This window comes from Sutcliffiella tianshenii, from assembly GCF_016908565.1.
Classification (GTDB): Bacteria; Bacillota; Bacilli; order Bacillales; family Bacillaceae_I; genus Sutcliffiella_A; species Sutcliffiella_A tianshenii.
Map to the genome: position 1 here is coordinate 65,012 of NZ_JAFBED010000011.1, position 24,592 is coordinate 89,603.

At 42.5% G+C, this 24,592-nt stretch carries 26 protein-coding genes; 17 read left to right on the plus strand and 9 right to left on the minus strand.

The genetic code is table 11. The features are described from left to right. The first annotated feature begins 106 nt into the window (after positions 1–106). The 6 genes from JOC95_RS18360 to JOC95_RS18385 all read left to right on the plus strand — a co-directional run bounded on the left by JOC95_RS18360 (position 107) and on the right by JOC95_RS18385 (position 8,664). A complete protein-coding gene (locus tag JOC95_RS18360; protein WP_204418869.1) occupies positions 107–1,417 on the plus strand; it encodes an ABC transporter substrate-binding protein in 1,311 nt (436 codons plus the stop codon). A 17-nt stretch (positions 1,418–1,434) separates the two neighbouring features. Further along, positions 1,435–1,653 (plus strand): hypothetical protein, encoded by a 219-nt coding sequence (locus JOC95_RS18365; protein WP_204418873.1) that lies wholly within the window; start codon positions 1,435–1,437, stop codon positions 1,651–1,653. Then, a complete protein-coding gene (locus JOC95_RS18370) occupies positions 1,650–2,534 on the plus strand; it encodes a carbohydrate ABC transporter permease (protein ID WP_204418877.1) in 885 nt (294 codons plus the stop codon). The genes JOC95_RS18365 and JOC95_RS18370 overlap by 4 nt, the downstream gene beginning before the upstream one ends. A gap of 12 nt (positions 2,535–2,546) precedes the next feature. After that, entirely contained in the window at positions 2,547–3,377 is an 831-nt protein-coding gene (locus JOC95_RS18375; protein ID WP_204418881.1) for a carbohydrate ABC transporter permease, read from the plus strand. Positions 3,378–3,412: 35 nt separating this feature from the next. Continuing rightward, positions 3,413–4,744, plus strand: a complete 1,332-nt coding sequence (locus JOC95_RS18380; RefSeq protein ID WP_204418883.1) for a GH1 family beta-glucosidase — start codon at positions 3,413–3,415, stop codon at positions 4,742–4,744. A 680-nt stretch (positions 4,745–5,424) separates the two neighbouring features. Continuing rightward, complete coding sequence (locus JOC95_RS18385) at positions 5,425–8,664, plus strand: carbohydrate binding domain-containing protein (RefSeq protein WP_239583003.1); 3,240 nt, start codon at positions 5,425–5,427, stop codon at positions 8,662–8,664. 70 nt (positions 8,665–8,734) lie between these two features. Here the strand turns inward: JOC95_RS18385 and JOC95_RS18390 are convergent, their stop codons facing one another. Continuing rightward, entirely contained in the window at positions 8,735–9,130 is a 396-nt protein-coding gene (locus JOC95_RS18390; protein ID WP_204418885.1) for a YuzC family spore coat inner layer protein, read from the minus strand. A 90-nt stretch (positions 9,131–9,220) separates the two neighbouring features. Continuing rightward, a complete protein-coding gene (locus tag JOC95_RS18395) occupies positions 9,221–10,069 on the minus strand; it encodes an SDR family oxidoreductase (protein ID WP_204418888.1) in 849 nt (282 codons plus the stop codon). Between the two features lie 158 nt (positions 10,070–10,227). Here JOC95_RS18395 and JOC95_RS18400 point away from each other — a divergent pair, with 158 nt between their 5' ends. Both JOC95_RS18400 and JOC95_RS18405 read left to right on the plus strand, forming a co-directional pair. After that, complete coding sequence (locus JOC95_RS18400) at positions 10,228–10,839, plus strand: DedA family protein (protein ID WP_204418891.1); 612 nt, start codon at positions 10,228–10,230, stop codon at positions 10,837–10,839. 75 nt (positions 10,840–10,914) lie between these two features. Beyond that, a complete protein-coding gene (locus JOC95_RS18405) occupies positions 10,915–11,544 on the plus strand; it encodes an SIMPL domain-containing protein (RefSeq protein WP_204418901.1) in 630 nt (209 codons plus the stop codon). A 71-nt stretch (positions 11,545–11,615) separates the two neighbouring features. On the opposite strand, the gene JOC95_RS18410 is transcribed toward JOC95_RS18405, so the two are convergent. Next, complete coding sequence (locus tag JOC95_RS18410; protein WP_275580588.1) at positions 11,616–11,930, minus strand: ArsR/SmtB family transcription factor; 315 nt, start codon at positions 11,928–11,930, stop codon at positions 11,616–11,618. Positions 11,931–12,475: 545 nt separating this feature from the next. Here JOC95_RS18410 and JOC95_RS18415 point away from each other — a divergent pair. Then, on the plus strand, positions 12,476–12,877 hold the full coding sequence (locus JOC95_RS18415) for a hotdog fold thioesterase (RefSeq protein ID WP_204418903.1): 402 nt from the start codon (positions 12,476–12,478) through the stop codon (positions 12,875–12,877). A gap of 49 nt (positions 12,878–12,926) precedes the next feature. Here JOC95_RS18415 and JOC95_RS18420 read toward each other — a convergent pair whose 3' ends face one another. Together JOC95_RS18420 and JOC95_RS18425 are read right to left on the minus strand one after the other, a co-directional pair. Then, a complete protein-coding gene (locus JOC95_RS18420; RefSeq protein WP_204418905.1) occupies positions 12,927–13,619 on the minus strand; it encodes a DNA alkylation repair protein in 693 nt (230 codons plus the stop codon). A 105-nt stretch (positions 13,620–13,724) separates the two neighbouring features. Next, on the minus strand, positions 13,725–14,921 hold the full coding sequence (locus tag JOC95_RS18425) for an MFS transporter (RefSeq protein WP_239583004.1): 1,197 nt from the start codon (positions 14,919–14,921) through the stop codon (positions 13,725–13,727). Between the two features lie 222 nt (positions 14,922–15,143). Between JOC95_RS18425 and kapD the strand changes: the two genes are divergently transcribed. After that, a complete protein-coding gene (gene kapD / locus JOC95_RS18430) occupies positions 15,144–15,767 on the plus strand; it encodes a 3'-5' exonuclease KapD (protein ID WP_204418908.1) in 624 nt (207 codons plus the stop codon). A gap of 53 nt (positions 15,768–15,820) precedes the next feature. On the opposite strand, the gene kapB is transcribed toward kapD, so the two are convergent. Next, on the minus strand, positions 15,821–16,201 hold the full coding sequence (gene kapB / locus JOC95_RS18435) for a kinase-associated lipoprotein KapB (protein WP_204418910.1): 381 nt from the start codon (positions 16,199–16,201) through the stop codon (positions 15,821–15,823). A gap of 92 nt (positions 16,202–16,293) precedes the next feature. Here kapB and JOC95_RS18440 point away from each other — a divergent pair, with 92 nt between their 5' ends. From JOC95_RS18440 to JOC95_RS18455, 4 genes are all read left to right on the plus strand, one after another. Continuing rightward, the gene (locus JOC95_RS18440; RefSeq protein ID WP_204418912.1) at positions 16,294–16,980 is read left to right on the plus strand and encodes a peptidylprolyl isomerase; all 687 of its coding nucleotides are present in this window, start codon (positions 16,294–16,296) and stop codon (positions 16,978–16,980) included. A gap of 88 nt (positions 16,981–17,068) precedes the next feature. Then, entirely contained in the window at positions 17,069–17,269 is a 201-nt protein-coding gene (locus JOC95_RS18445) for a hypothetical protein (RefSeq protein ID WP_338083120.1), read from the plus strand. Between the two features lie 584 nt (positions 17,270–17,853). Then, positions 17,854–18,432: a superoxide dismutase family protein gene (locus JOC95_RS18450; protein WP_204418914.1), complete on the plus strand. Its 579-nt coding sequence runs from the start codon at positions 17,854–17,856 to the stop codon at positions 18,430–18,432. A 180-nt stretch (positions 18,433–18,612) separates the two neighbouring features. Further along, on the plus strand, positions 18,613–19,218 hold the full coding sequence (locus JOC95_RS18455; RefSeq protein ID WP_204418916.1) for a histidine phosphatase family protein: 606 nt from the start codon (positions 18,613–18,615) through the stop codon (positions 19,216–19,218). Between the two features lie 48 nt (positions 19,219–19,266). Here JOC95_RS18455 and JOC95_RS18460 read toward each other — a convergent pair whose 3' ends face one another. After that, positions 19,267–20,436 carry a MalY/PatB family protein gene (locus JOC95_RS18460; RefSeq protein WP_204418918.1) on the minus strand — a complete coding sequence of 390 codons (1,170 nt, stop codon included), beginning with the start codon at positions 20,434–20,436 and terminating at the stop codon, positions 19,267–19,269. Positions 20,437–20,634: 198 nt separating this feature from the next. On the opposite strand from JOC95_RS18460, the gene JOC95_RS18465 reads away from it, so the two are divergent. Continuing rightward, the gene (locus JOC95_RS18465; RefSeq protein WP_204418920.1) at positions 20,635–20,901 is read left to right on the plus strand and encodes a DUF1871 family protein; all 267 of its coding nucleotides are present in this window, start codon (positions 20,635–20,637) and stop codon (positions 20,899–20,901) included. A 33-nt stretch (positions 20,902–20,934) separates the two neighbouring features. Here JOC95_RS18465 and JOC95_RS18470 read toward each other — a convergent pair whose 3' ends face one another. Then, positions 20,935–21,774 carry an alpha/beta fold hydrolase gene (locus tag JOC95_RS18470; RefSeq protein ID WP_204418922.1) on the minus strand — a complete coding sequence of 280 codons (840 nt, stop codon included), beginning with the start codon at positions 21,772–21,774 and terminating at the stop codon, positions 20,935–20,937. Between the two features lie 164 nt (positions 21,775–21,938). On the opposite strand from JOC95_RS18470, the gene JOC95_RS18475 reads away from it, so the two are divergent. Beyond that, positions 21,939–22,439, plus strand: coding sequence for an Lrp/AsnC family transcriptional regulator (locus tag JOC95_RS18475; RefSeq protein ID WP_204418924.1), 501 nt, complete (start codon positions 21,939–21,941; stop codon positions 22,437–22,439). Beyond that, on the plus strand, positions 22,436–23,596 hold the full coding sequence (locus JOC95_RS18480; protein ID WP_204418927.1) for an aminotransferase: 1,161 nt from the start codon (positions 22,436–22,438) through the stop codon (positions 23,594–23,596). Before JOC95_RS18475 ends, JOC95_RS18480 begins: the two co-directional genes overlap by 4 nt. 119 nt (positions 23,597–23,715) lie before the next feature. On the opposite strand, the gene JOC95_RS18485 is transcribed toward JOC95_RS18480, so the two are convergent. Then, positions 23,716–24,078, minus strand: coding sequence for a helix-turn-helix domain-containing protein (locus JOC95_RS18485; RefSeq protein WP_204418929.1), 363 nt, complete (start codon positions 24,076–24,078; stop codon positions 23,716–23,718). Positions 24,079–24,592: the final 514 nt, after the last annotated feature.

Genomic DNA, 24,592 nt, shown 5'->3' on the forward strand with positions numbered 1-24,592 from the left:
CGATGTTTACGAAAGCGCTTTAGTATTTTTTAGGGATTTACGAAAGCGCTTTAGTAATATAATGCAAGGATAGAAAATAAAAGAAATCTTAATGGGGGTAGTTCAATTGAAGAAAAGTCTATTATTAATGATTACTGCAATTCTTTCTTTATCAGTTTTTGCTGGATGCAGTAGTGACAAAACAGCTTCTAAAGCTGATTTGACTGTTTGGTCTTTTACTGACGAATTGCAGGAACCTATCAATGTGTTCAAGGAAAAGAATGGCGTTACCGTTGATCTTACAATCATTCCGATTGAAGATTATCCAACTCGTTTACGTCCTGTGTTAGAGAGCGGAAAAGGTGCTCCGGATGTATTTACCGGGGAGCTCGCGTTCATTAAGGATTGGGTGGAACAAGATTACTGGGAGGACCTTTCCCAAGAGCCTTATAATGTGCAAGATTGGGAAGAAGACTACGTTCCTTATGTATTCGATTTAGGGAAAGACTCCGAAGGAAAAATCAAAGCCGTATCCTGGCAGACGACTCCTGGTGGAATCTTCTATAGAAGAAGTATTGCAAACGAAGTCCTAGGTACTGATGACCCTGCCAAAATCGGGGAAATGCTAAGTGATATGGATGGATTGTTTGAAGTTGGGGAGCAATTGAAGTCGGCTGGATATCGTTTATTCCCGGATGAAGGAGCGGTACGTTGGTTTGCACAAGGTCAAGATCCGCAGCCATGGGTGAACGAAAATAATGAATTGGTACTTACAGAAGGCAGAATCAACTACTTTGATTATGCTAAGGATTTAAGAGAAAAAGATTTGACTGCATTTGCTCCTGAATGGTCCCCTGCGTGGTTTGCTGCAATGGACGAGCCGATCAATTACAATGCAGGATGGGAAGAAGTGAAAGAAGACGCAGCAGATCAGACGGAGGTATTTGCATACGCACTACCGACTTGGGGTCTACACAGTGTATTGAAAACGAATACCAAAGAAACAGTTGGAGATTGGGCAGTGACAAACGGACCAAACCCATACTTCTGGGGTGGTACTTGGTTAGGAATCTATAAAGGCTCTGACAATAAAGACTTAGCGTGGGAATTCGTACAGATGATGACTCATGATGAAGAGTTCTTGACAGATTGGGCAACAGAAACGGGAGATGTCTTATCTTACCTGCCGGTTACTGAAAAGATCAAAGGTGATTTCTCAGAGCCATTCTTAGGTGGCCAAAACAACTATACATTCTTCTTGGATGAAGCACAAAACATCAATCCAGGTATAGTAACAAGATATGACCAACAAATCGACGGCTTCTTCGGATCCATGGTCGGTGAATATGTCGAGGGAACAAAAACGAAAGAAGAAGCAATCGAGGAATTCTATCGTTTAGTGAAAAATGCATATCCGGATATCAAAACACCGGAATAATGTGACAAGTGGATGTGATGGGAGCAGATAAATCGGCTCCCATCACATCATTTAAAGTGAGTGGTTCAAAAAGGAGGATAAAAAGAGCAAAGAAGTTCGAGGAAGTGAAGTCTCGAGCACCGCAGCGTATTGTTGGGAATGTTGCGGAGCGGAGAGGCAAGCTGACGAAGAAATTCTATAGCTTTTTTACCGGACTTTTTGAACATCCTCTAAAAGAAAGAAGGCGATTACTGTGAAGAAAAAAGATCACTATGGATACCTGTTCATCCTGCCATTTTTCATCGTCTTTGCGATTTTTAGCATTTATCCAATACTATTAACCTTCTATTATAGTTTTACCAACTATTCCGGTATGGGAGTACCTGAGGTTGTTGGATTGGCTAACTATACAAGACTGCTGAGTGACAGCTACTTTTTACAGGCATTTTTTAATACTTGGTACATTTGGGGAGTCAATTTCTTCTTTCAAATGCTGATTGCATTGGGGCTAGCCATTTTGTTCTCAGATATTCGTCTGAAAATGAAAGGCCTAGGATTTTTCCGGGCGGTCCTTTATCTACCGAACCTGATTACCATTGCTTCCGTAGCTTTGTTGTTCGGAATTTTACTAGGATGGCACCATGGTACGTTAAATCACTTATTGATGGACTTAGGGGTCATCTCTAAACCTATCAATTGGCTTAACGACCCGACGACGGCCAAATGGTCGGTTGCACTTATTGGAGCCTGGATGTGGTTCGGTCACACTTTTATAGTCTTGATGGCCGGAATCTCAGGAATCTCCAAGGATTATTATGAAGCGGCACTTATTGACGGAGCTAACCGTTGGAAAACGTTGTTCCATATTACACTGCCTTTATTAAAGCCGATCATGTTATACATTATGATTACTTCTTTGATAGGCGGATTGCAGATTTTCGAACTTCCGATGCTATTGACGGACGGAATGGGTGCGCCGCAAGGATCTTTAAATACGATGGTTTTATATATGTATAATCAGGCATTTAAATTTAACAACTATGGATACGCCGCAGCGGTAGCATACGGATTATTCTTAATAACTTTAATTTTCTCGTTTGCAACATTTAAAGCTATGTACCGCAAAAGCATGGATTAGGAGTGAGATGGTGTGAATAAAAGGATTTTTGTAAAAAGCATCCTATACGGGCTTTTAATATTGCTTGCGATTATTAGCTTTATCCCTTTTTATATGATGATTATCAATGCAACCAGGTCCAATTCGGAGATCCTTAGACAAGGATTTACCATGATTCCCGGGTCTGCCATTATGGAAAACTATGAAAGACTCATGAGCTTCGTCAATATTTGGCAAGGCTTTGGAAACAGTGTATTCATCGCAATTTGTGTAACATTATTAAGCTCATATTTTTCCGCATTGACGGCGTATGGGTTCGCAATCTATAACTTTAAAGGTAAAAATTTTCTATTCGTATCCGTTTTAATATTGATGATGGTACCAGGTCAGCTAGGACTGATCGGTTTTTATGACCTTAACAAAACATTGGGTACATTGGACAGCTATATTCCTTTAATCATTCCGGCAATAGCAAGTCCATTCGTTGTTTTCTTCCTACGACAATTTCTTGTCTCCACCTTGCATCCGACATTATTGGAGGCTGCCAGAATGGATGGAGCAAGTGAAATAAGGATTTTCCACACGATAGGCTTACCTATCATGATGCCGGCAGTAGCCACCATGGGTATTTTCACATTCATCGGATCCTGGAACAACTATATCACCCCATTGGTAGTGCTATTCAGTCCCGAAAAGTACACATTGCCTGTTATGATGGGCTTTTTAAGAGGATCAAAAGTAGCGGAAAACCTTGGTTCGATGTATCTCGGAATCGCTATTTCCGTTGTTCCGATCATGATTATTTTCTTATTCTTATCCAAGTACATCATTAGCAGCATTTCAGCAGGATCAGTTAAAGAATAGCCAATACAACTAGATAAATAGAAGAGGTGATCGGCATGTCAAGTTTTTCAAAGGACTTTATTTTTGGAACAGCAACTTCCTCCTATCAAATAGAAGGAGCGCATGATGAAGGCGGGCGCACTCCCTCCATCTGGGATACTTTTTCAAGAACGCCAGGAAAAGTGTGGAATGGGGATACGGGGGATATTGCCTGCGACCATTATCACCGTTATGAAGAAGATATTAACATCATCAAAAGCCTTGGTGTGGATTCCTACCGTCTATCCATTGCATGGCCAAGAGTATTTCCAGAGCAAGGCGTCTATAACCAAGAAGGAATGGATTTTTATAAAAAATTGATTCATGGCTTATTGGATGCAGGGATTAAACCAATGGTTACCTTATACCACTGGGACCTTCCGATGTGGGCTCATAAACAGGGCGGATGGGTAAACCGCGAGTCAGTTTCATGGTTCCTTGAGTTTGCTGAGAAGTGCTATGAAGAATTAGATGACTTAGTCTACTCTTGGATTACGCACAATGAACCATGGTGCGCAAGCTTCTTAAGCTACCACCTTGGACATCACGCGCCTGGTCATACGAACCTGGAAGAAGGGGTGAAGGCAGCGCATCATATCCTGCTTTCACATGGAGAAGCAGTTAAATTGTTAAAAGGAAAATTCGGCTCTTCTACACCGATTGGGATTACCCTTAACCTTGCACCGGCATATGCTCCTACTAATACGATCAATGACCAGATTGCAAGAAACAATTCAGACGGCTATGCCAACAGATGGTTCCTGGATCCAATCTTCAAAGGCTCCTACCCGATGGATATGATCAATTTGTTCTCTAAATTGATTCATAACTTTGATTTCATCCAAGAAGGAGATTTGGAATCGATCTCAACGGCATGTGATTTCTTCGGGATCAACTATTATGCAAGATCATTGGTTGAGTTTGATCCAAGTTCACCAATGCTAAATAAAGGTGCTTATTCCGATTATCCGAAAACGGGGATGGGCTGGGATATCTCTCCGAAGGAATTCAAGGAACTGATTAGAGGCCTGCGAGAAAACTATACCAGTCTGCCAATCTACATAACAGAGAACGGCGCGGCATATGACGATTTCGTCGAGAACGGATGTGTCCATGATAAAGAGCGTACTGACTATGTAGAAAAGCATATTAAGGCTGTAGCGGAATTGAATGAAGAAGGAATGAATATCGCAGGATACTTCCTCTGGTCCTTGTTTGATAATTTTGAATGGGCATTCGGATACGACAAGCGATTTGGAATGGTCTACGTCGATTTTGAAACACAAGAAAGAGTCCTTAAAGATAGCGCAAAGCGATATAAAGAAATCATCCAAACAAGAAATATCTAGCCACTCTTCCCTGAGTGGTTTTTTTATAAGGATCTTTTGAAAAGGTTCTCCTCGGAAAGATTATTACTTGATAATAGGGCTGGGCTAAAGATTAGAAGTCCACATAAAACACCCTGTTGATTTCCGTTCCAGGCGTTCGCTTTCCGCGGGCGGCCTCGGGAGCCTCCTCGGCGCTAAAGCGCCTGCGGGGTCTCCCTTGACACGCTGCTCCCGCAGGACAAGGAAGGCTTCGGCAGCAATACATCGCACGCAGAAAATGCTTGCATTTTCAAGGAGTCTCACGCCTTGCACTCCAACCAACAGGGGTGACTTAAGTTAGAAATTTACCTTACTAAAAGAAAAAATGGGTTTATTTGGTTTTTATTTTAGTAACGAATTTATTGTTACTAAGGCTGTTGATTAAAGCAATTAATGCTTTATCCCGTGAGTTGATTGTAGCGGAGGACACTTGACTCCTGCGGGAAAGTAGAGGGCATGGGAGACCCCACAGGCGAAGCCGAGGAGGCTCCCATCCGTCCCCGCGGAAAGCAAGTGGCAGGAGCGGAAATCAACGGGCTACATTTGATGAGAACATTTTGTCTAAGCTGCATCAATTCAAGCTGAAACAAACTTAATAAATGAAAGGAGGTGGTAAAGTAAGAGATTTGCAGAACCACATTTGAATTTTGGGGAGGAGAAAGATGATGGTGAAAAAAGGGGTAAGTGTAGCTTTGGCTTTGTTGTTGATGTGGGCAAGTTTGGCTCCCGCCATGGCAAATGAAAATGCCAGTGAAAGAGCGGTGGAATCAAAAATGGATAAAAATTGGCAGCTTGTCTGGGAAGAGGAATTCGAGGGAAGCACCCTTGATGACAGCAAATGGTCATATGATAAGGGGAATGGCTTTGTCCAGGAAGACGGCAACTATGTTCCTGGATGGGGAAATGAAGAACTGCAGTATTATTCACAGGATAATGTGAAAGTCAAAGACGGAATGCTGACAATCGAAGGAAAAAAAGAAACAGTTTCGGATGATAGAGGGACATATGACTATACGTCCGGAAAGATTCATACAAAGGGTAAGTTCAATCAGAAATACGGAAAATTCGAGGCGAAGATCAAATTGCCTGCTGGGCAAGGATTCTGGCCAGCTTTTTGGATGATGCCAGAGGAAGACAAGTATGGTGGATGGGCAGCTTCAGGCGAGATCGACATCATGGAGGCGGCTGGTGGCACACCCGATAAAATGGGAGGAGCCATTCATTATGGTGGCCAATGGCCAAATAACACCTACACGGCCAAAGACTATCATTTTCCTGACGGAGAAGATATCACGGACTTTCATGTTTATTCAGTGGAATGGGAACCTGGCGAAATCAGGTGGTATGTGGATGGTGAGCTGTTCCAGACTTTGAATAATTGGAGCAGCATCGGTACAGGAAATGCAACCAAGTATTCCTACCCGGCTCCATTCGACCAGGAGTTCTATCTGATACTGAACCTTGCAATCGGAGGATGGTATGGAGGAGGTCCCGATGATTCGACCTCTTTCCCTGGAGAGATGCTGGTGGATTATGTAAAGGTGTATAAAATGGAAGATAGCGAGTATAGAGAGGCGATAGAACCTGTTTTTGAACCGGAGGAATTGCCAAGCGGTTCCAAAGAGGCGATTGATGGCAACTATATTTATGATACAGACTATGAGAGAGGCTTCACTACTGTAAAAGCACAAACAGATCAGCTAAATGATACATATTGGAACTTTGTTCATTTAGATCAGTTTGGAGGCGATGGGGCAGTAAGTGTGGATACCGTCCATGAAAAAAGGTTTGCAAAAGTGGACATCTCCAAAGCGGGAGGACAACCACATTCAGTCCAGCTCATCCAGCAATTGCCGTTCGGGAAGGGCAGAACCTATAAAGTAAGCTTTGATGCAAAAGCTTCAGGTAACAGAAATGTAAATATGAAGGTAAGCGGCGGTGAAGAAAGAGGATGGTCCCTTTACTCCGCAAATTATGAAGTGCCGTTAACGGATGAAGTTCAATCTTATGCATACACTTTCCAGATGCAAGCCGAATCCGATTCAAAAGCACGATTGGAGTTCAACATGGGTCTGAATGGCCAGACAGTCTGGATAGGTAATGTGAAAGTGGAAGAAGTGGATGCCATCGATCCATACAACGAAGACGCAGCGAAGCAACCGCTACGTAATGGCAACCACGTTTATAATGGTACCTTTGATCAGGGCCGCATGGACCGAATGACATATTGGAATTTTATAATAAACGGTGCAGATGCACAAGCATATGTAACAGAAGAGCAAAGGGCGCTAGAAGTGGATATCAACGATGGCGGGGATGTCCCGGCATTACAGCTTGTCCAAAAAGGCATAAAACTTGAGAAAAACAGCGAATATCTGTTGAAATTCACAGCAAGTGCTGCAGCCGACAGGGATGTTCAGGTTGCCTTGGTAAGCAAAGACGGTTCTGTCAATTACTCTGGTTCACAAACAGTTGGATTGACCACGGTAAGTGAAGAAAAGACTGTTGCATTGACAATGAATGATCTGGAAGACCTTGAAGGCCAGCTGGTATTTTATTTGGGAGGCAGCAATCATGATGTCAGGCTGGATGATGTGACACTATTGCAAGTGTCAAAGCCTGAAGCAGGGGCTTTACCCCTTCATGAGATATTCCCACTGAAGAACGGAAATTTTGCAGACGGATTGAATAGCTGGAATTCCCATGTTCAAGGAATCTATGATGGACCTTCCAAAGCGAATTTTCAAGTGGTCGACGGCAAGGCGGAAATATCCATTGATCATGAAGGAAACAATCCTTGGGACGTGATCTTCATGCAGGAAAATCTCCCTTTGAAATCAGGATACCGCTATACTGTTTCTTTTGATGCGAAATCAAGTGAAAGCCGTGATATGGAAGTAGTAATGGAAGATAGTCAATATACTCGATTCTTATCGGAGAAAGTGCAATTGACCTCAGAGTTTGAGCGATACACATTTGAATTCGATATGGAAACTTCGGAGACAGCCGGCTTAAAGTTCCTGCTTGGGAAAATCGATGGAGCGGATATAATCGGCAAAAGTCACCAGGTCACTATTGACAATGTACTGGTAGAAATCAAAGAAGAAAGAGAGAAACTGTTTCCTCTGAAAAATGGAGACTTCGGATTGGAATTGGAGCATTGGAATTCCCATGTCCAAGGAGTCTATGATGGACCTTCCAGCGCAACGGTGACAGAAGAGGAAGAAGAAGCGGTAATCAAGATCGACAATCTGGGCAATAATCCATGGGATATCTCCTTTTTCCAAGAAAACCTTGAGTTGACGAAAGGTAGGACATATCTATTAGAATTTGATGTCAGGTCAACGGTAGATAGGAAAATGGAAATAGTGATAGATAATGGGGCGCCAAACTATACCAGATATTTTGAGAGAATCCTGGAAATATCCCCGACAACCGAAACATTCACATTTGAATTTGAAGCGGGTGCCGATGATATGACAGGCTTGAAATTTCTACTGGGTAAAGTGGATAACATGGATGTTCCAACAGCCCATGAGATTATCATAGACAATGTAAAGTTGGAAGTGAAGGATGCCAGGGGCTACATTGAAATGAATGAGCAGCCAGAAGGTACAGATCCTGAAACTCCTGAAGAACCGGAAGAGCCAGGGAATGAGGAAGAAAATCCTGTCATAACGGATCCTGATAAGGAAAACCCTGAAAATACGGAAGACGAAGACCAAGATAAAGACAAGGATAAACAAGAAGAGGAGTCTTCTACACCAGAAAAAGAAAAACAAAAAGGGAAAAACACATTACCGATAACTGCTACATCAATTTATACGTATTTAATGTTTGGAGTTATCTTACTTTCATTGGGAATGGCCCTAATCTATATTCAACGGAGAAGGACTTCCTAAGCCTTCCTTTAAGAAGCGAAACAAGGACTGCGATCAGGCAGTCCTTGTTTTATTTATGATAAGCGCCCTGCTATCGCCATCTCAGCGTTATCGTCAAATGACAGCACTCCGTTTCCCCGACAGAAGAGGAAAGCTTTAAATTGATGCCATCCGGGTTGTAATCGGCTTTTACACCGGCATGTACCCCTGTGCTTTTTAAAAGCTGATCCACCTTCTCCATCTTCCCTTCCTGTGCGGCACCCATCACTTCAGAAGCAAAATCTTTAGATTCGGATAATTTCTTTAAGATAATGCTCGCTTCCTTCATCAGCTGCTGCATTGCGCCTGCGGATTCAGTGAAAAGAGTTGGGTCGACTCCGGGGTATGAACGATACTTCGGGATATAGGTCCCATTTAAATAAGGATAAACGGGAAAGTACGTGTTGCGGGGATAGTAATGTGGCTGGGGATATTGATGGTAGTACATGACTTTTCCCTCCAAACCAAATTTTTATTACATACTCAATATATGTAAAAATACCGGTTTGGAGAGTTGTCAGCCAAAGGAAGTGGCCATTCAGGGCTTCTGCAATTGCTTCAGGACAAGGCGCTCCCAAATTTTCCAGGGGATGAGCCTTTTAAGGGTAAGCATAAAGTTGACCCCCTTCCCGACTGTATAGCGAAGGGATGGAGCCCTCTGGGATTCTGCAATTATCAGCGCCAGGACACCAACCTCAATGGGGTCACCATACTTTTCTCTATCTGCTATCATTCTATTATTTATCGATGTAAACATGCTTTTGTATGGGGAAGCGTCACCACCCGCATTTTCCGAAAGATGTGTGCCGCTTGTCCATATATTTGTCTGAAAAGAACCTGGCTCCAAAAGCACAACATCTATTCCAAAGTCTTTTACCTCCAAGCGGAGGCTTTCACTGTAACCTTCAAGGGCGTACTTGGAAGATACATAGGGGGAAAGTCCGGGAAAGCCTACCAGACCGCTGATCGAGCTGATATTGATGATCCTGCCAAAGCCTTGCTTCCTCATGAGGGGGAGCACAGCATTAGTCACGCGGATCACACCGAAAAAGTTTGTTTCAAATTGCAGCTTATATTCCTCTATGGTAAGCTCTTCGGCGAACCCGGCGACGGCAAACCCAGCGTTATTGATAAGCACATCTATCCGATTGTAAGCTCTTAATGCAGTTTGAAATTGCGCAACAGATTGGTCATGTGATACATCTAAGAACATAAGGGTAAGATTCCTTCGTTCCTGTTCAGATAAGCCAAAGAGGACATCCTGTTTTTTATTTTCCTGCCTGATCGTGGCAATCACGTGATAGCCAGCCTGTAAAAATACTTTCGTGAACGTTTTTCCAAAGCCTCCGGAAGCGCCTGTAATCAGAACCGTTTTAGTGGTGGTCATGCACAATCTCCTTTCCATACATGTAATATAGAAAAATCTGTCAGCGAGTTATTTAGTTTAGAGAGCTGAAATAAAAGGAATAAAGAGGTAACACGAAGAAGAACAAATAAAAACAATTTGTATCAAATCCTTCGCTGAATGCGGAAAGAAGGGATCGCATGGATTTTGATATTATTTTACAACTAATACGTGACTATGGATATATAGGATTGTTTTTTTGGCTCTGGTTAGGCATGTTTGGCATACCGGTCCCAAATGAAGTGCTTGTCAGTTCAATAGGAATCATTGCCTATAAAGGAATCCTGCAGACCACCCCTGCACTGCTGACCATCTATTTGGGCGTGATTTCAAGTTTGACCACGTGCTATCTATTGGGGAGGTGCCTTGGAAGCGGGTTATATTCCACCTTGGAGAAAAATGAAAAAGTGGAGGCCTCCCTGGCAAGAGGGGAAGCGCTCATCAATAAGTATCATGCGTTTGCTCTATGCATCTCCTACTTCCTTCCCGGAGCAAGAAATGTCGTGCCATTTTTAGCGGGCTTTATGAAACTCCCATTTTATCAATTTGCGTTGGCTGCCTATTCAGCTGCCATAGTATGGGTGACGATCTTCTTCTTTATGGGGAATTATGTCTGGCATCAGGCGCAGTTCATCGTGCAATATAGAATCGAGCTTTTACTTGTATCAGCCATTTCCTTTGTCTTGTACTATATTTATAGATGGTATAAAGAACAGAATGATCCCACCTTTTCTCTTCAAAAATACAGATAAAGTATTATTTCCACCCACATCTTCATACATTTAGTTACAAGAATATATGAATAGTCAATGAAGAGGCGGGTGTGTATGGAAAGTCCAACATATCGTAAAATGCTAGTCCAAGGAACGGCTAAAAAAGAAGTCCGGCCAGATATTGCGTATATCCAGTTGGGGGTGGTTACGGCCAATCCGAACGTACAAACGGCCCAGGAGGAAAATCGGATAATAGCCAACAGAATGATCCAAGCCTTGCTTCAAGCAGGAATCGCCCAGAATGATATTGAGACGTCCTCTTATACCTCCTTTCCCAAATACACAGACCAGTCAGGCACACCAGTATTGACATCCTATGAAGTACGGCATATTTTCCGGGTAACGGTAAGGGATATCCGGAAAGTGGGTTCTGTTGTGGACATCGCCTTTGAGAATGGCGCCAACATCTCGGAAAACCTGACATTTGAAGCTACCAACTACCAAGCGATATACCGCCAAGTGTTACAGCAGGCAATCCTTGATGGCTATAAAAAGGCTTGTGCCATGGCAAGGTCCATTGGGGTTTGTGTTCACCCTGTCCCAGTAAGGGTGGAAGAAGTGGCCCAGCAAGTGTTCTTTGGGCCAAGATATGCAGGCTTTGCCCTGCAGGAAAAAGCAAGCACCCCCATCGAACCCCAGGAGATCACCATTAACGCTACAGTGAATCTTGAATATATATATTAAAAATAAAACAGACCGCCTCCATTTCATGATTTCACATGAAATGGACCGGTCTGTTTTTTCCACCATTAAACCTACCTGAACAGACAGCAAAGCTCCTCGGATAACAGGTTGTCAACTTCCTTCTGATTCAATGAATAATAGCTCCATGTACCTTTTGTCTCTTTTTTAATAATTTCCGCATCAAGCAGAATTTTCAAATGATACGAAAGCTTCGACTGTGGCATCCCGATCAATGGGACCATATCGCATACGCACATTGCTCCGTGTTGACAGAGAAGGTTCATGATGTGAAGCCTTTTTTTATCTGCAACCGCCTTGTATTTACTTTCATATTTCTCAAATGTCTTCTCCAACGAAATATCATGTAGAGGTATTTCATTATTCAACGCATTTCACCTCTAATTATCATTTGTCTTTTATCATTATATGCGATAACCAAGGACTGCTCAACTCACAGGATTGCAATAATTTAAAAGGTCGTTTTGTGTTCATAGTTGCTGTTTAGAAAATTTGTACACATCAAATGTAGCCGTTGATTTCCGCTCCGGACACTTGCTTTCCGCGGGGACGGATGGGAGCCTCCTCTTCGCCTGTGGGGTCTCCCATGCCCTCTACTCTCCCGCAGGAGTCAAGTGTCCTCCGCTACAATCAACTCACGAGTTAAACATTATTTGGTATTGGGAGCATAATACCAAATTAAATTCGCGACTGAAACGAAAATTTAGATATATTGCAATTTTTGTATCTTTAGCAAAACCCCTTTTCTTAAAGCAACAACTCTAAACGAAAAGAGCCTTTGAAAAAGCCTTGTTCTTCCGGAGAGGTAAGTGAGGAGGTTGAATATTATGTGGGATTGGCCGGCTTTACTCCCGATTTTTCTATTCTTTTCTGTAATCTTTCTTTCTGCAATAGTATTATTGAAGAAAGGGAAATGATAGGAGGAAAAAAAGTGGAGCTAACCAATACATTAATTGAAACACTCGGGATGGAAATCATTGAATTGTCAGAAGAAAGAGCTGTGGCAACGATGCCGGTGGATAAGCGTACACATCAGCCATTCGGATTGCTGCATGGGGGAGCATCTGTTGCACTGGCAGAAACAGTGGCAAGTATCGGAACTTTTAATCTGATCGATCAGGAGACTGAAATTTGTGTCGGCCTCGAAATAAATGCGAATCACCTTAAAGGAAAAAGGGATGGGGTGGTGACCGCCATCGGTACGGTGCTGCACCGAGGAAAAACGACAATGGTATGGGATATCAAAATTGTCGATGAGAATGAGGCGCTTATTTGTGTTTCCAGATGCACGATGGCGATTTTGAAAAAAAGATGATTGTAAAAGGAGGAAGTGGCGTCTTAAAGCTCCACTTCCTCCTTTTTATCTATCTCAAGTCAAGTGCATGCACATGCTTCATGCCTTCCCGCTTGCTGAGCGGTGCCAATTCATTGTTTTGGATGAATGTTGTGACAGCATCCGGGGCAGTTTTACTATATTCCCTCAGAGCCCAACCTATCGCTTTTTGAATGAAAAATTCGTTTGAATCTTTCCTTCTTTTAATTAATTCGAAAAGTTTATCTTCATCTGTCTTTTGTTTGTACTTTAATTGAAATAGGATGGCAGAACGTTGAAGCCAAAAGTAATCGTCCTCTATCCATCTGTCAGGATAGTCGGCAATTGCTTTTTTGTCTTTTAAAAGGATTGCACCGACATGTTTTGGTGCAATATGATCGATGGTATCCCACCAGGAATTTGTCACTATCAATTTTTCAAGTAGCGGCAGGAAATCTGCATCCAATTTCTTTATGTTGATATCAATCATGGCAAGTGCTGCATAATGGAACTCCCGTTCAGGCTGACTATACAAAAAGATGACAAGCGGTTCGAGCCACTCCAGAGCGGGCTTACCGTTTTCAAGCAAGAATCGGCGTAAAATATCTTTTCTTTCCGGGGTCCTGATGCCTAGGAACGGAAAATGATTTCGCATATATTTTTCCATGGGATCCTTGTGTTCGCGATTGGATTGAGTGTGGAATGCATGAAGGATACTTGTTTTGTAGTCTTGTAGGGTCGACATGACGGCCTCCTTTGAACGGGTATTTTAACAAAATAATACAGGAACAAGCTAGAGAAAGGAAGAAGGAATAAAAAAGAGCGTTGCAGCAGGTGAATGCTGCAACGCTTAATTGGATGATTCCACAGTTTTTTCTGCTCTTTGTGGATGGGTGATCCCGTAGAGCAGGATGATTCCTGAGCAGAGGAAAATGAAGCTAGTTACATAAAATACTGTCGAGATGCTATAGAAGCTCGAGATCAGTCCGCCCATTGCAGGACCGATGACATTCCCGAGAAACCGGAAGCTTACATTATAACCGAGTACTTCCCCCTGCATGGAAAGTGGAGCTGCAGATCGAATGTAGGCAGTCATACATGGGATCAGTCCGCCTACGACCATTCCGAACAGGAATCTGAACAGTACAAGCTGCCATAATGATGTAGACAAGGCCTGCGGGATAAAAAGCAGGGAGCTTAGGAACATCAATAGTACAATCACCTTTTCATAACCGATTTTATCTCCAAGCTTTCCCCAATTACGAGATGCCAGCAGATTGCCGAAACCTGTTGCAGAGAAGGCAAATCCAGCAAGCAGGGCAAGGTTGGCCGCACCGGTCAATTCGCCTACATATAGTGTCAATAATGGTTGAATGCTGAAGTTTGCAGCTTGTATCAATAAGGAGAGAAGCATGATTTTAAGCAGCATCGGTTTTTGGACAATGTATGCCAAAACCTCTTTGCGCGAATAGCTTTTCTCTTTATCGCTTTTTGGCTGCTTTTTCTTTTCTTTAATGCCAAATGCTACGAGTAAAACTGCTAAATAGATGACTCCTGCGGTAATGAAAAAAGTATAAGTAAACCCAAAGGAATCGGCAAGCATCCCACCAAGCAATGGACCCAATAACCCTCCGGAAACAGTGCCTGTCTGCAATGTCCCGAGTGTCCTTCCGGCTATTTCCTTGGGAGTCTGTGATGATATGAGGGCCATGGAAGTCGGAATGAAACCGGTAACCAATCCCATGAACATGCGCAAGATAAAAAGCCCCTGTACACTTTCGACAAAGCTCATCAATAGAATGCTAGTCGCGATCCCGGAACCAGTTAATATCAGGATGGGCTTATAGCCATACTTATCGCCGATTCTTCCCCATATTGGTGAAACCAGGAACGCTGTCAGGAATGTAATCCCAAAAATAAAACCGGACCAGCGCTGGACATAGGAATCAGAGTAATTCCCGAACGTTTCAATGAATAAAGATAGAAAAGGGAGAACCATTGTAGCACTCGCAGCAACGAAAAAGTTCGCAAACCACATGATGAACATGTTCCGTCCTGACGTAGAAATATTACTCACCTTCTTTGGTTATTTCGAATATTAAATATTTCGTATAACTAAATAATAACGCATCATTGGAAAAAATCAACCAAAAAGGCGAAAAACAAGCATATTTTTTGAAAATTGTATGAATTATCGTACTTAAATCCTATATACCCGTGATATAATAAAGTAATAAAATTCTGAAAATTTATAGAAGGGAGGGTTAAGATGAGTCTTCCTCCATTGTTTTTATTTATCGATTTTGAGTTCACCATGCCTGAGAACAGGCACTACCCCAAGAATTTCTTTCCTGAAATCATTGAAGCAGGCATCGTTGCAGTAGAGAAGGATCAAATCATCCAGCAATTCTCCACATATATTAAGCCTAAAGCATTTCCTATCCTGACGGACCGCTGCCGATCCTTTTTAAATATCAGCCAGAAAAAGGTGGATGAGGGGATAAGTTTCTTTGAATTGATTGACGTCCTGAATTCCTTTAAAGCAGAGGAAAGAGGGACTGTCATAACATGGGGCAACATGGATATGAGGGTACTGAAGAACAATTGTGATTATCATGGCCTGCCGTTTCCCTTGGCATGCAAACAAGTCGACCTTTCCATGGAATATAAAAAGTTCTTTGGAGATCAAAATCAAACAGGACTTTGGAAAGCGGTACAGGAATATGGAAAAGAAGGTACAGGAAAACATCATCGGGCTCTGGATGATGCCCTGACGACCTATAACATATTCCGGCTGGTGGAAAAGGATAAAAGCTACCTGGCAAGGCCGAAGCCCACTACCATAGGAGACAGGATCGACCTATCTAAAATAATGAATAAGTATGCCTTATAAAAAGCCAAATCACCTCAATAGTGATTTGGCTTTCAGTTTGCAAGATAGAAATTTTATAGTTTATATTCCGTCTCTAGGACAGACAGATTCTGGAGACATTTTTGTGCCCATTCACTCTTATCATCATGGAGTGCCTGTTTGGAGCTCTCGAGTGCGATCTTCAACGATTCTTTGTATTCAATCACTTCTCCACCGTAGAGCTTCACCATATTTTTCGGGATGTTTGTCTGTTCATTATGGGCAAGTGCACGCCTTTCATGAAAAAGAGGAACGTCCACTTCCTTCGGGGCATGAAGATCCCCTTGTTGAGGATGCTTCAGCACAGCCTTCACCTTCACTAAATAATGCATGGGACGGACATCTGTCACCTCGCCTATGTATTTTCCCGTCTTATAGATGCCTGTAACGATCGAGCCAACTTTAATTTCTTCCACTTTAAGTCCCCCTCAATTTTTAAATGATGATTTTTCTCACTATTTCTAGTAATATCTTCTATAAAGAATAAATAATGGAGTGTGAAAACAACATGAAGAAAATTTGGTCAGTACTGATGCTTGCTCTACTTCTTATTGTAGCAGGTTGTGGACAAGGTACAAGCAACAACAATGAAACTGAAGGAACCGGTGGTGGGGAAGAGGCTGCCTATGAATATGATAAAAAGGACGATAAGGTTGAAATCACTACATCAAAAGGTAAGATCGTAGTCGAGTTATATCCGGATGCGGCACCCAAGGCTGTAGAAAATTTTGTCACGCATGCAGCAAACGGTTATTATGACGGGTTGATTTTCCACCGCGTCATCCAGGACTTCATGATTCAGACTGGTGACCCGCAAGGAACAGGCATGGGAGGGGAAAGCATCTGGGGCGAGCCGTTTGAAGACGAGTTCAGTGAAAATCACCCGCATATAAAAGGGGCCCTTTCCATGGCAAACTCAGGTCCTTCGACTAATGGCAGTCAGTTCTTCATCGTACAGGCATCCGAGGTTACAGAGGATATGATCGCCCAAATGGAAAGCGCACAATTCCCCGCCGAAACGATTGAATTGTATAAAGAGCATGGGGGAACGCCTTGGCTGGACAATAAACATACCGTGTTTGGACAAGTGGTGGAAGGCATGGATGTTGTAGATGCCATTGCTGAAGTACCAGTGGACGGCTCTGCAAAACCAGCAGAGGAAATCAAAATCGAAAGCATGAAGCTAATTGATTAAGCCACAAGATGTTTCCCAAAAAAACAGGAGTTTGTTATACTGAAACATGACTGTTCCCAATTAGAAAGGTCGTGTTCCAACCGTGATCATCACATCAATGATATTACAATTGTTTCTCTATTTTCCTGAGGACAAATCAGAATATATCCCTGCTGCCATCACTTTCACCATTTTCTTTATCGGAGCGATTTTCGTTTTCAGGCTGATCATGAAAGTTTCCCAAAAAGAATCGGAAAAAGCGAAGGAATTAGAGGAAAGATTAAAGAGAGAAAAAATCATAAAAGAATAAATGATAAAGCGAGATGGACCCTATGTATATGGGGGCATCTCTTTTTTTGGGTGTTTTCGCATTAGATTATGTACACATGAAATGTAGCCCGTTGATTTCCGCTCCGGACACTTGCTTTCCGCGGGAACGGATGGGAGCCTCCTCGGCTTCGCCTGTGGGGTCTCCCATGCCCTTTACTCTCCCGCAGGAGTCAAGTGTCCTCCGCTACAATCAACTCAAGTTTCAATCTCCTTTGCTCTACTGAAGTGAAAAAATGAGACAAAGTCCAATTTTTTAAACTTTAGGAAGGTAAATATTATACTATTATTCACCCCTGTTGGTTGGAGTGCAAGGCGTGAGACTCCTGCGGGAGCAGCGTGTCAAGGGAGACCCCACAGGCGCAAAAGCGCCGAGGAGGCTCCCGAGGCCGCCCGCGGAAAGCGAACGCCTGGAACGGAGAACAACAGGGTGTCTATTGTTGACACCTTATCCTTAGCACAACCTTATTGCTTCATGATCTTTACGGAAAAAGCTTTTTTTATTTCCGTAAATACTTTTCCTTCTCTACGGGGAAACTTAGGAAAAAGAGTGTTATGGAGGAAAGTATGCGTAGATTGATACCTTGCTTAAGTGTACTGCTGCTATTGGTGTTGAATGGTTGTATGGAAGAAAAAATAAACGCCCTGGACGTGGAGGTTTTCAATGGGGCCGGTGATAGCCTTGGGGTGGCAAAAATCTCCGAGGACAGCAAAGGAGTGACAGTAAAGCTGAACCTTGAAGGGCTTCCTCCGGGGGAGCATGGTGTACATATACATGAAGAAGGCTTGTGCGATGCGCCTGATTTTAAAACTGCAGGCAATCACTTTAACCCGGATGACAAAGAACACGGTCTACTGCATCCAGAAGGAGCCCATGTAGGAGATCTGCCAAATATCATTGTTGAGGATGACGGTACAGTGATTGCTGAGCTGATGGCGCCTGCAGCAACATTGAAAGAAGGGAAAGCGTCTCTTTTCGGAAAAAATGGCACTGCTATCATCATTTCTGAAGAAAAAGATGACGGAATGACACAGCCAACCGGAGAGTCTGGCGCAAGAATAGCATGCGGGGTCATTTCCAAAGAGGTGGCAAAGAAAAAGAAAGTGATAGAAGAGCCGGTAGATGAGGCGGAAAAGAAGAAGTAAGCTGTTTAAAAAGCAGGCAGGAAAACAAATCGTTTTCCTGCCTGTTTTTTATCTTTTTCTATGCCAGTTAAAGGAACACATCCATTATTTTTGTATTATTTAAGAAATATTCGTAATCTTATTGACATAGTTCGTAGTTTTGCGATAATTTTAAATTTATAGATAAAGGGGGTTTCATCTTTGGAGATACTACTAATACGACACGGACAGTCGGAGGCAGACCTCATTAACGTGCATGAAGGGAGAGCTGATTATCCTCTTACGGATCTTGGGCGGGAGCAGGCAAAAAGATTGGCATGCCGCTTAAATGAGCATTGCCCCCCGGATATCATTTGGACCAGCACTTTAAAAAGGGCATCGGAGACAGCTACCATTCTTGCAGATACAGTTGGTTGTATGCTGATGAAGGAGCCGGGATTGATGGAATATAATAATGGGGTACTGGCAGGCATGCAGAGGGAAGTTGCCGCGACCAAATATCCATTGCCGCCTGGAGGAAGGAAGCCGCACGAGAAAATACAAGATGGGGAATCGGAATTGGAATTCAGGCTGCGCACAGAAATCGCCTTCTCCAAAATACTGTCAGAAAGCTATGCCGTTGCAAGGATTGCAATTGTGTCGCATGGAGGGACAATCTCGAACCTGTTGAAATCATTTTTACAGTTGCCCGTTACGGCGAATGTAAGTTTTTATACCGGAGACACAGGGATGCATTTATTGCGAAAAAATGGAGATAAATGTATATTGGTTTCCTTGAATAATACGGAGCATCTATTGAACTTATAAAAAATGGGTTGTGCCATTTCAGCATAACCCATTTTCATTTTCTCATGATCAGGTGAGGGCCTTTTTTAAACGGTTTAAACCATCAAGCAAGGTTTCTTTTGGACATGCTACGTTCATTCGGATAAATCCATCGCCCTCTACTCCGAATTTCTTCCCGAAATCGACTGCGAGCTTGCCTTTTTCGAGTAATAGGTGTTTAATCTGTTCATCCTTCAGATTAAGGGTTCGGCAATCAATCCAAAGCAGATAGGTACCTTCGGGCTTAGCTACTTTAAGGGAAGGAAGCTCTCTATTGATGAATTCGATCGCAATCTCCATATTCCCTTCGATATACTCCAGTACCTCACCAAGCCATGTATCCCCATGGCGATAGGCAGCTTCCATGGCAACGATGCCGAATGCATTCAACATGATGGTCCCTTGCTTCATCTGAAACAGATTGATACTTTCTCTTATACTCTTATTCGGAATAACCATGACAGCTGCCTGTAACCCTGCAATATTGAAGGTTTTGGTCGGTGCGATACAGGTAACGCTGATTTGGGCAAAAGCCTCAGAAATGGATGCAAAAGGAGTATAGGAATGCCCTTTTAATACATGATCCCCATGGATTTCATCTGCAACCACTTTTATTTGATGCTTCACACAAATGTCCCCAAGCTGTTTCAGTTCTTCTTTGGACCATACTGTTCCACCTGGATTATGTGGGTTACATAAAAGAAGAAGCTTTACATCTTCATCAATCATGCTTTCAAAATGGTCCATATCCATAGAATAGCGCCCATTTTCAAAGCGCAGGGGACTTGTGACAACCTTTCTTCCATTTAGATTGATCATGTCATAGAAAGGATAATAGACAGGAGAGAATACTATCACTTTATCGTTTTGTTCGGTCAACGATTGGATCGCCGCACTGAGTGCAGGAACAACACCAGATATATAGGAAAGCCAATCCTTCTCTACGTTCCAGTCGTGCCGTTTCATCAGCCATGAGACAACTGCTTCACTGTTGGATGAAGGTACAGATGTATATCCATAAATGCCATGCTCCATTTTTTCTTTTATTGCGGCAGTTACCTCGTACGGAGCCTGGAAGTCCATGTCGGCGACCCACATCGGCAATACATCTCCATACCCGAAGACACTTTTTGTTTCGTCCCATTTTACACAGGATGTTCCTGTTCTTTTTATCATTTGATCAAAATTATATGTACCCATTCCTCTGCTTGCCCCCTTTGTTTCTTACATATTAAAAAATTTATCGATTCTTGTCCAATACCGATAAAGTAACGGGAGTAATCGGATTAGCACGTTAAACTGGTAACCTTAACAAGTATCCAGTACCCCCACTCAACATTTTCCGTTTAAAGAGTTATAATATAAAGACAAGTAAAAGATAGAAAGCAAGGTGTGCAAATGGATATGAAACCGAGCATCAATGTTCGTTTAATGGAGAACCTGCTTCAATGGGATCCATTGGGATATGGAGTGGATGCATACGAGACGGAATGTGTGGATGTAGTCCAGGCTGTTCATGAACTTGATGAAATAAATAGTTTGGCAAAAAGAATTCAGGCAATATATGAGTTTTCGTTCGAGGAGAATATACCGCTGTCCCATTGCCGGGACAAGGCAATGGAGCTCCTGAATATTAAAAATGAAGACTCATCATGTTCCATCTAAAAAAGAAAAGCCGCCAGGGCTTTTCTTTTTTTACTAATACGAAGTCTGGATGAAATCGAGTATGTTTTCCGTTACATCCTGCGGTTTTTCTTCCGGGAGCAGGTGGCCGGTTTTTTTATAGGTGATGAGATGTGAGTTTGGCAGATCCTTGTTTAATCGCTTGCCTATTTCAAGGGGGACTACTTTATCATCCTCTCCCCAGATCAGGAGGCTCGGTGTTTCAATTTTCTTTAGGATATCTGATGCAAGATCACCCTCCCGATCGCGGATCATTCGAGTCAGGGCGTGGAAGATCTGATCATCATAAAATGGTTGGGTGTATCCTTCAATCATTTCATCATCAATCAGTGAATGGTCATAGACCACATTCAATAGGTTCTTAAGCGGTCCCTGCCTTGCCAACCAGAATTTCAGATAGAGATAAAAATATGGAATTTTGGATGAATAGACAATTCTGGCAGGAAGCCTTTTCAAATAGCCGGAACTGCAGAGCAGGACTACTTTTTCGACAAGCTCCGGTTTCTGATTGCTTACATTAAGTGCTATCTGTCCACCCATGGAATGCCCGATCAATACCGTCCTTTTGATGGAAAGCTTATCAAGTAGAGCAATTACCACCCTGGCAAGGTTTTCATAGGAATAGACAAACTTCTTCGATTTTTCGCTTTTGCCAAACGGAGGAAGATCAATCGCCAAAACAGTGTAATCCTTTGTTAGTAAAGGAATCAATCTCCTGAAACTGAAAGACGACGACAAAAAGCCATGGATCATCACAAGTGTAGGCTTTGACAGTCCACTAGAGTGGGAATCATGATGGAATTCGTAAAATACATTGATGCCGTTTATGTTTGCTGTAAAGTGATTCGTCCTCATCTTTCAACACTCCATCCACAATGATATAGGTATTTTAACCTCTATAAATATTTTCAAACATGTGTAAATTTGTTAAAAGTTTTTGTAAAATAACAGTAACCCAATCAGAGGAATAATTTGTTATAATGAGACATCGTTTATCGAAAAGGAGTTGGACCTGTACAATGCAACTAACAGAAAAAGAATTGGACATACTGCAGATCATTGAAGATAACGGACGAATCGAAGTTGGTGTCCTGGCAAAAATGGTAGAACTTTCAGAAGTGGAAACAAGGGGTATATTAGATCGTTTGGAAAATCAGCGAATTATTGTAGAATATGGTGCCATCATCGATTGGCGCAAAGTGGACAATTTTGAAGGGGTGACTGCCATGATAGATGTGAAGGTCACACCAAAACGGGATGTGGGCTTTGATGAGATCGCAAAAAACATTTACCGTTTTCCCGAGGTTAAATCTGTCTACCTGATGTCAGGTGCATATGACCTTTCGGTAGTGGTCGAGGGAAGGTCGTTATCGCAAGTGGCCAACTTCGTCTCTGAAAGACTGGCGACATTGGATTCCGTCATTTCGACGACAACGCATTTCATAATGAAAAAATATAAACATGATGGGACGATCTTTGATCAAGGAGAAGATGATCGACGAATTGTGGTGTCACCATGAAAAACCGGGTAGCGCATCATGTGAAGAAGCTTCAACCATCAGGAATCCGCCGTTTCTTCGACTTGGCTGCGAATATGGAAGGTGTAATTTCCTTGGGGGTGGGGGAACCGGATTTTGTCACCTCCTGGGGTGTGAGGGAAGCTTGTATCACTTCATTACAAAACGGCTATACTTCCTATACCGCCAATGCAGGCTTATTGGAGCTTCGCAACGGTATCAGCCAATACCTCGAAAAACAATTTGATGTTACATATAGTGCAAGCACTGATATAATCGTAACGGTTGGGGCAAGTCAGGCGTTGGATCTTGCCATACGTGCAATTGTAGATCCGGGGGATGAAGTAATTGTCATTGAACCAAGTTTTGTATCCTATGCTCCGTTAATCGAACTTGTTGGAGGTAGGGCAGTAAAGGTCGGTGCAGATGCCAAAAATGGATTTACGGTGGATATGGAGGATCTCGAGAATGCCATCACACCAAATACGAAGGCAATTCTTCTTTGTTTCCCCAATAACCCAACAGGTACAATGCTTAGCAAAGAGGAACTATTTGAAATAAGTCTGCTTATAGAAAAATATGACCTTTTAGTCCTTTCGGATGAAATCTATGCGGAGCTTTGCTTTGATGCCAGTTTCACCAGTTTTGCAACCTTGCCGGGAATGAAGGAACGGACGATTTTGATTTCCGGATTTTCAAAAGGCTTTGCGATGACCGGCTGGCGTTTAGGGTTTGTTGCAGGGCCGACAGATATAGTGGAGGCAATGCTGAAAATACATCAATATGCCATGATGTGCGCTTCCACCATGGCTCAGTATGGTGCGATCGAAGCATTGAAAAATGGGCGGAATGATATTGAGGATATGAAAAGAAGCTATCGCAGAAGAAGGAACTATTTTGTTTCATCCCTGAATGAAATAGGATTGCCGTGCCACGTCCCAGGAGGTGCTTTTTACGCCTTCCCATCAGTAAAACAGACAGGCCTATCTTCTCAGGAGTTTGCGGAAAAGCTATTGCTCGAAGAAAAAGTGGCAGTCGTCCCTGGTGACGTATTTGGAAAAAGCGGCGAAGGATACATCAGATGTTCATATGCATCAAGTATGGAACAGCTTCAAGAAGCAATAAAACGAATGGAACGCTTCGTCAAAAACTATAGATAAAAAGAGGGCCAAATCCTAATTGGATTTGGCCCTAAACAAAAGGGGGAATACTAGAAAGCCTTGATAGTTTTATGATTCCCACTTGAAAAATAAAATAAACATATTTTTTAAATATTTTATTAATTTATTTTATACTTTTTTTCAAAAAGCATTTGCATCACATTTAGGAAGTCCTCATCTGAATATTCTTTTGCTTTTCGCAATATCAACTTAGCACGCTTAACGCCTATTTCCTCAATTAATTGTGCAAGCTCATGGTCTATCCCATGCGAGTTGATATGTGAAGCAGATTCGAGCAGTTCAGAAGCAGGAACGTCAAGGACAGTGGATATTTTCAAAATCGTTTGCATATCCGGGATTTGTTGACCACTTTCATATTTCTCGATCGTTGCAGCACCGACCCTCAGCTTTACAGAAAGTTCACTCTGTGTGAGCTTTGCACGCTCACGGTATTGTCGTATATTTTCCCCAACATTCTTCATTTCCCTCGCCCCTTTTCCTATTTCTAACTTAATCATATCATGTAGTTCTTGTTTTGAATTTGAACATTTTTTGTTTTTTTCTATATGCTAACTATGTTTGCTTTATAATAAGTCTAGACTAAAAACTAAATCTGAACATTCAACTCCCTGTTGGTCTCCGTTCCAGGCGTTCGCTTTCCGCGGGCGGCCTCGGGAGCCTCCTCGGTGCTACGCACCTGTGGGGTCTCCCTTGACACGCTGCTCCCGCAGGAGTCTCACACCTTGCACTCCAACCAACAGGGGTGAATTATAGGATAAAATTTGCTTTACTAAAGTTGGGGAAATTGGACTTTGTCTCATTTTTTCTTTTCAGTAGAGCAAATAATGTTATAAAAACTGAGTTGATTGCAGCGGAGGACACTTGACTCCTGCGGGAAAGTAGAGGGCATGGGAGACCCCACAGGCGAAGTGTACTGAACCCTTAAAATTGGACACTTGTTTTCTAAGCGGCTTGCTCAAAACTAGCCCGATAAGC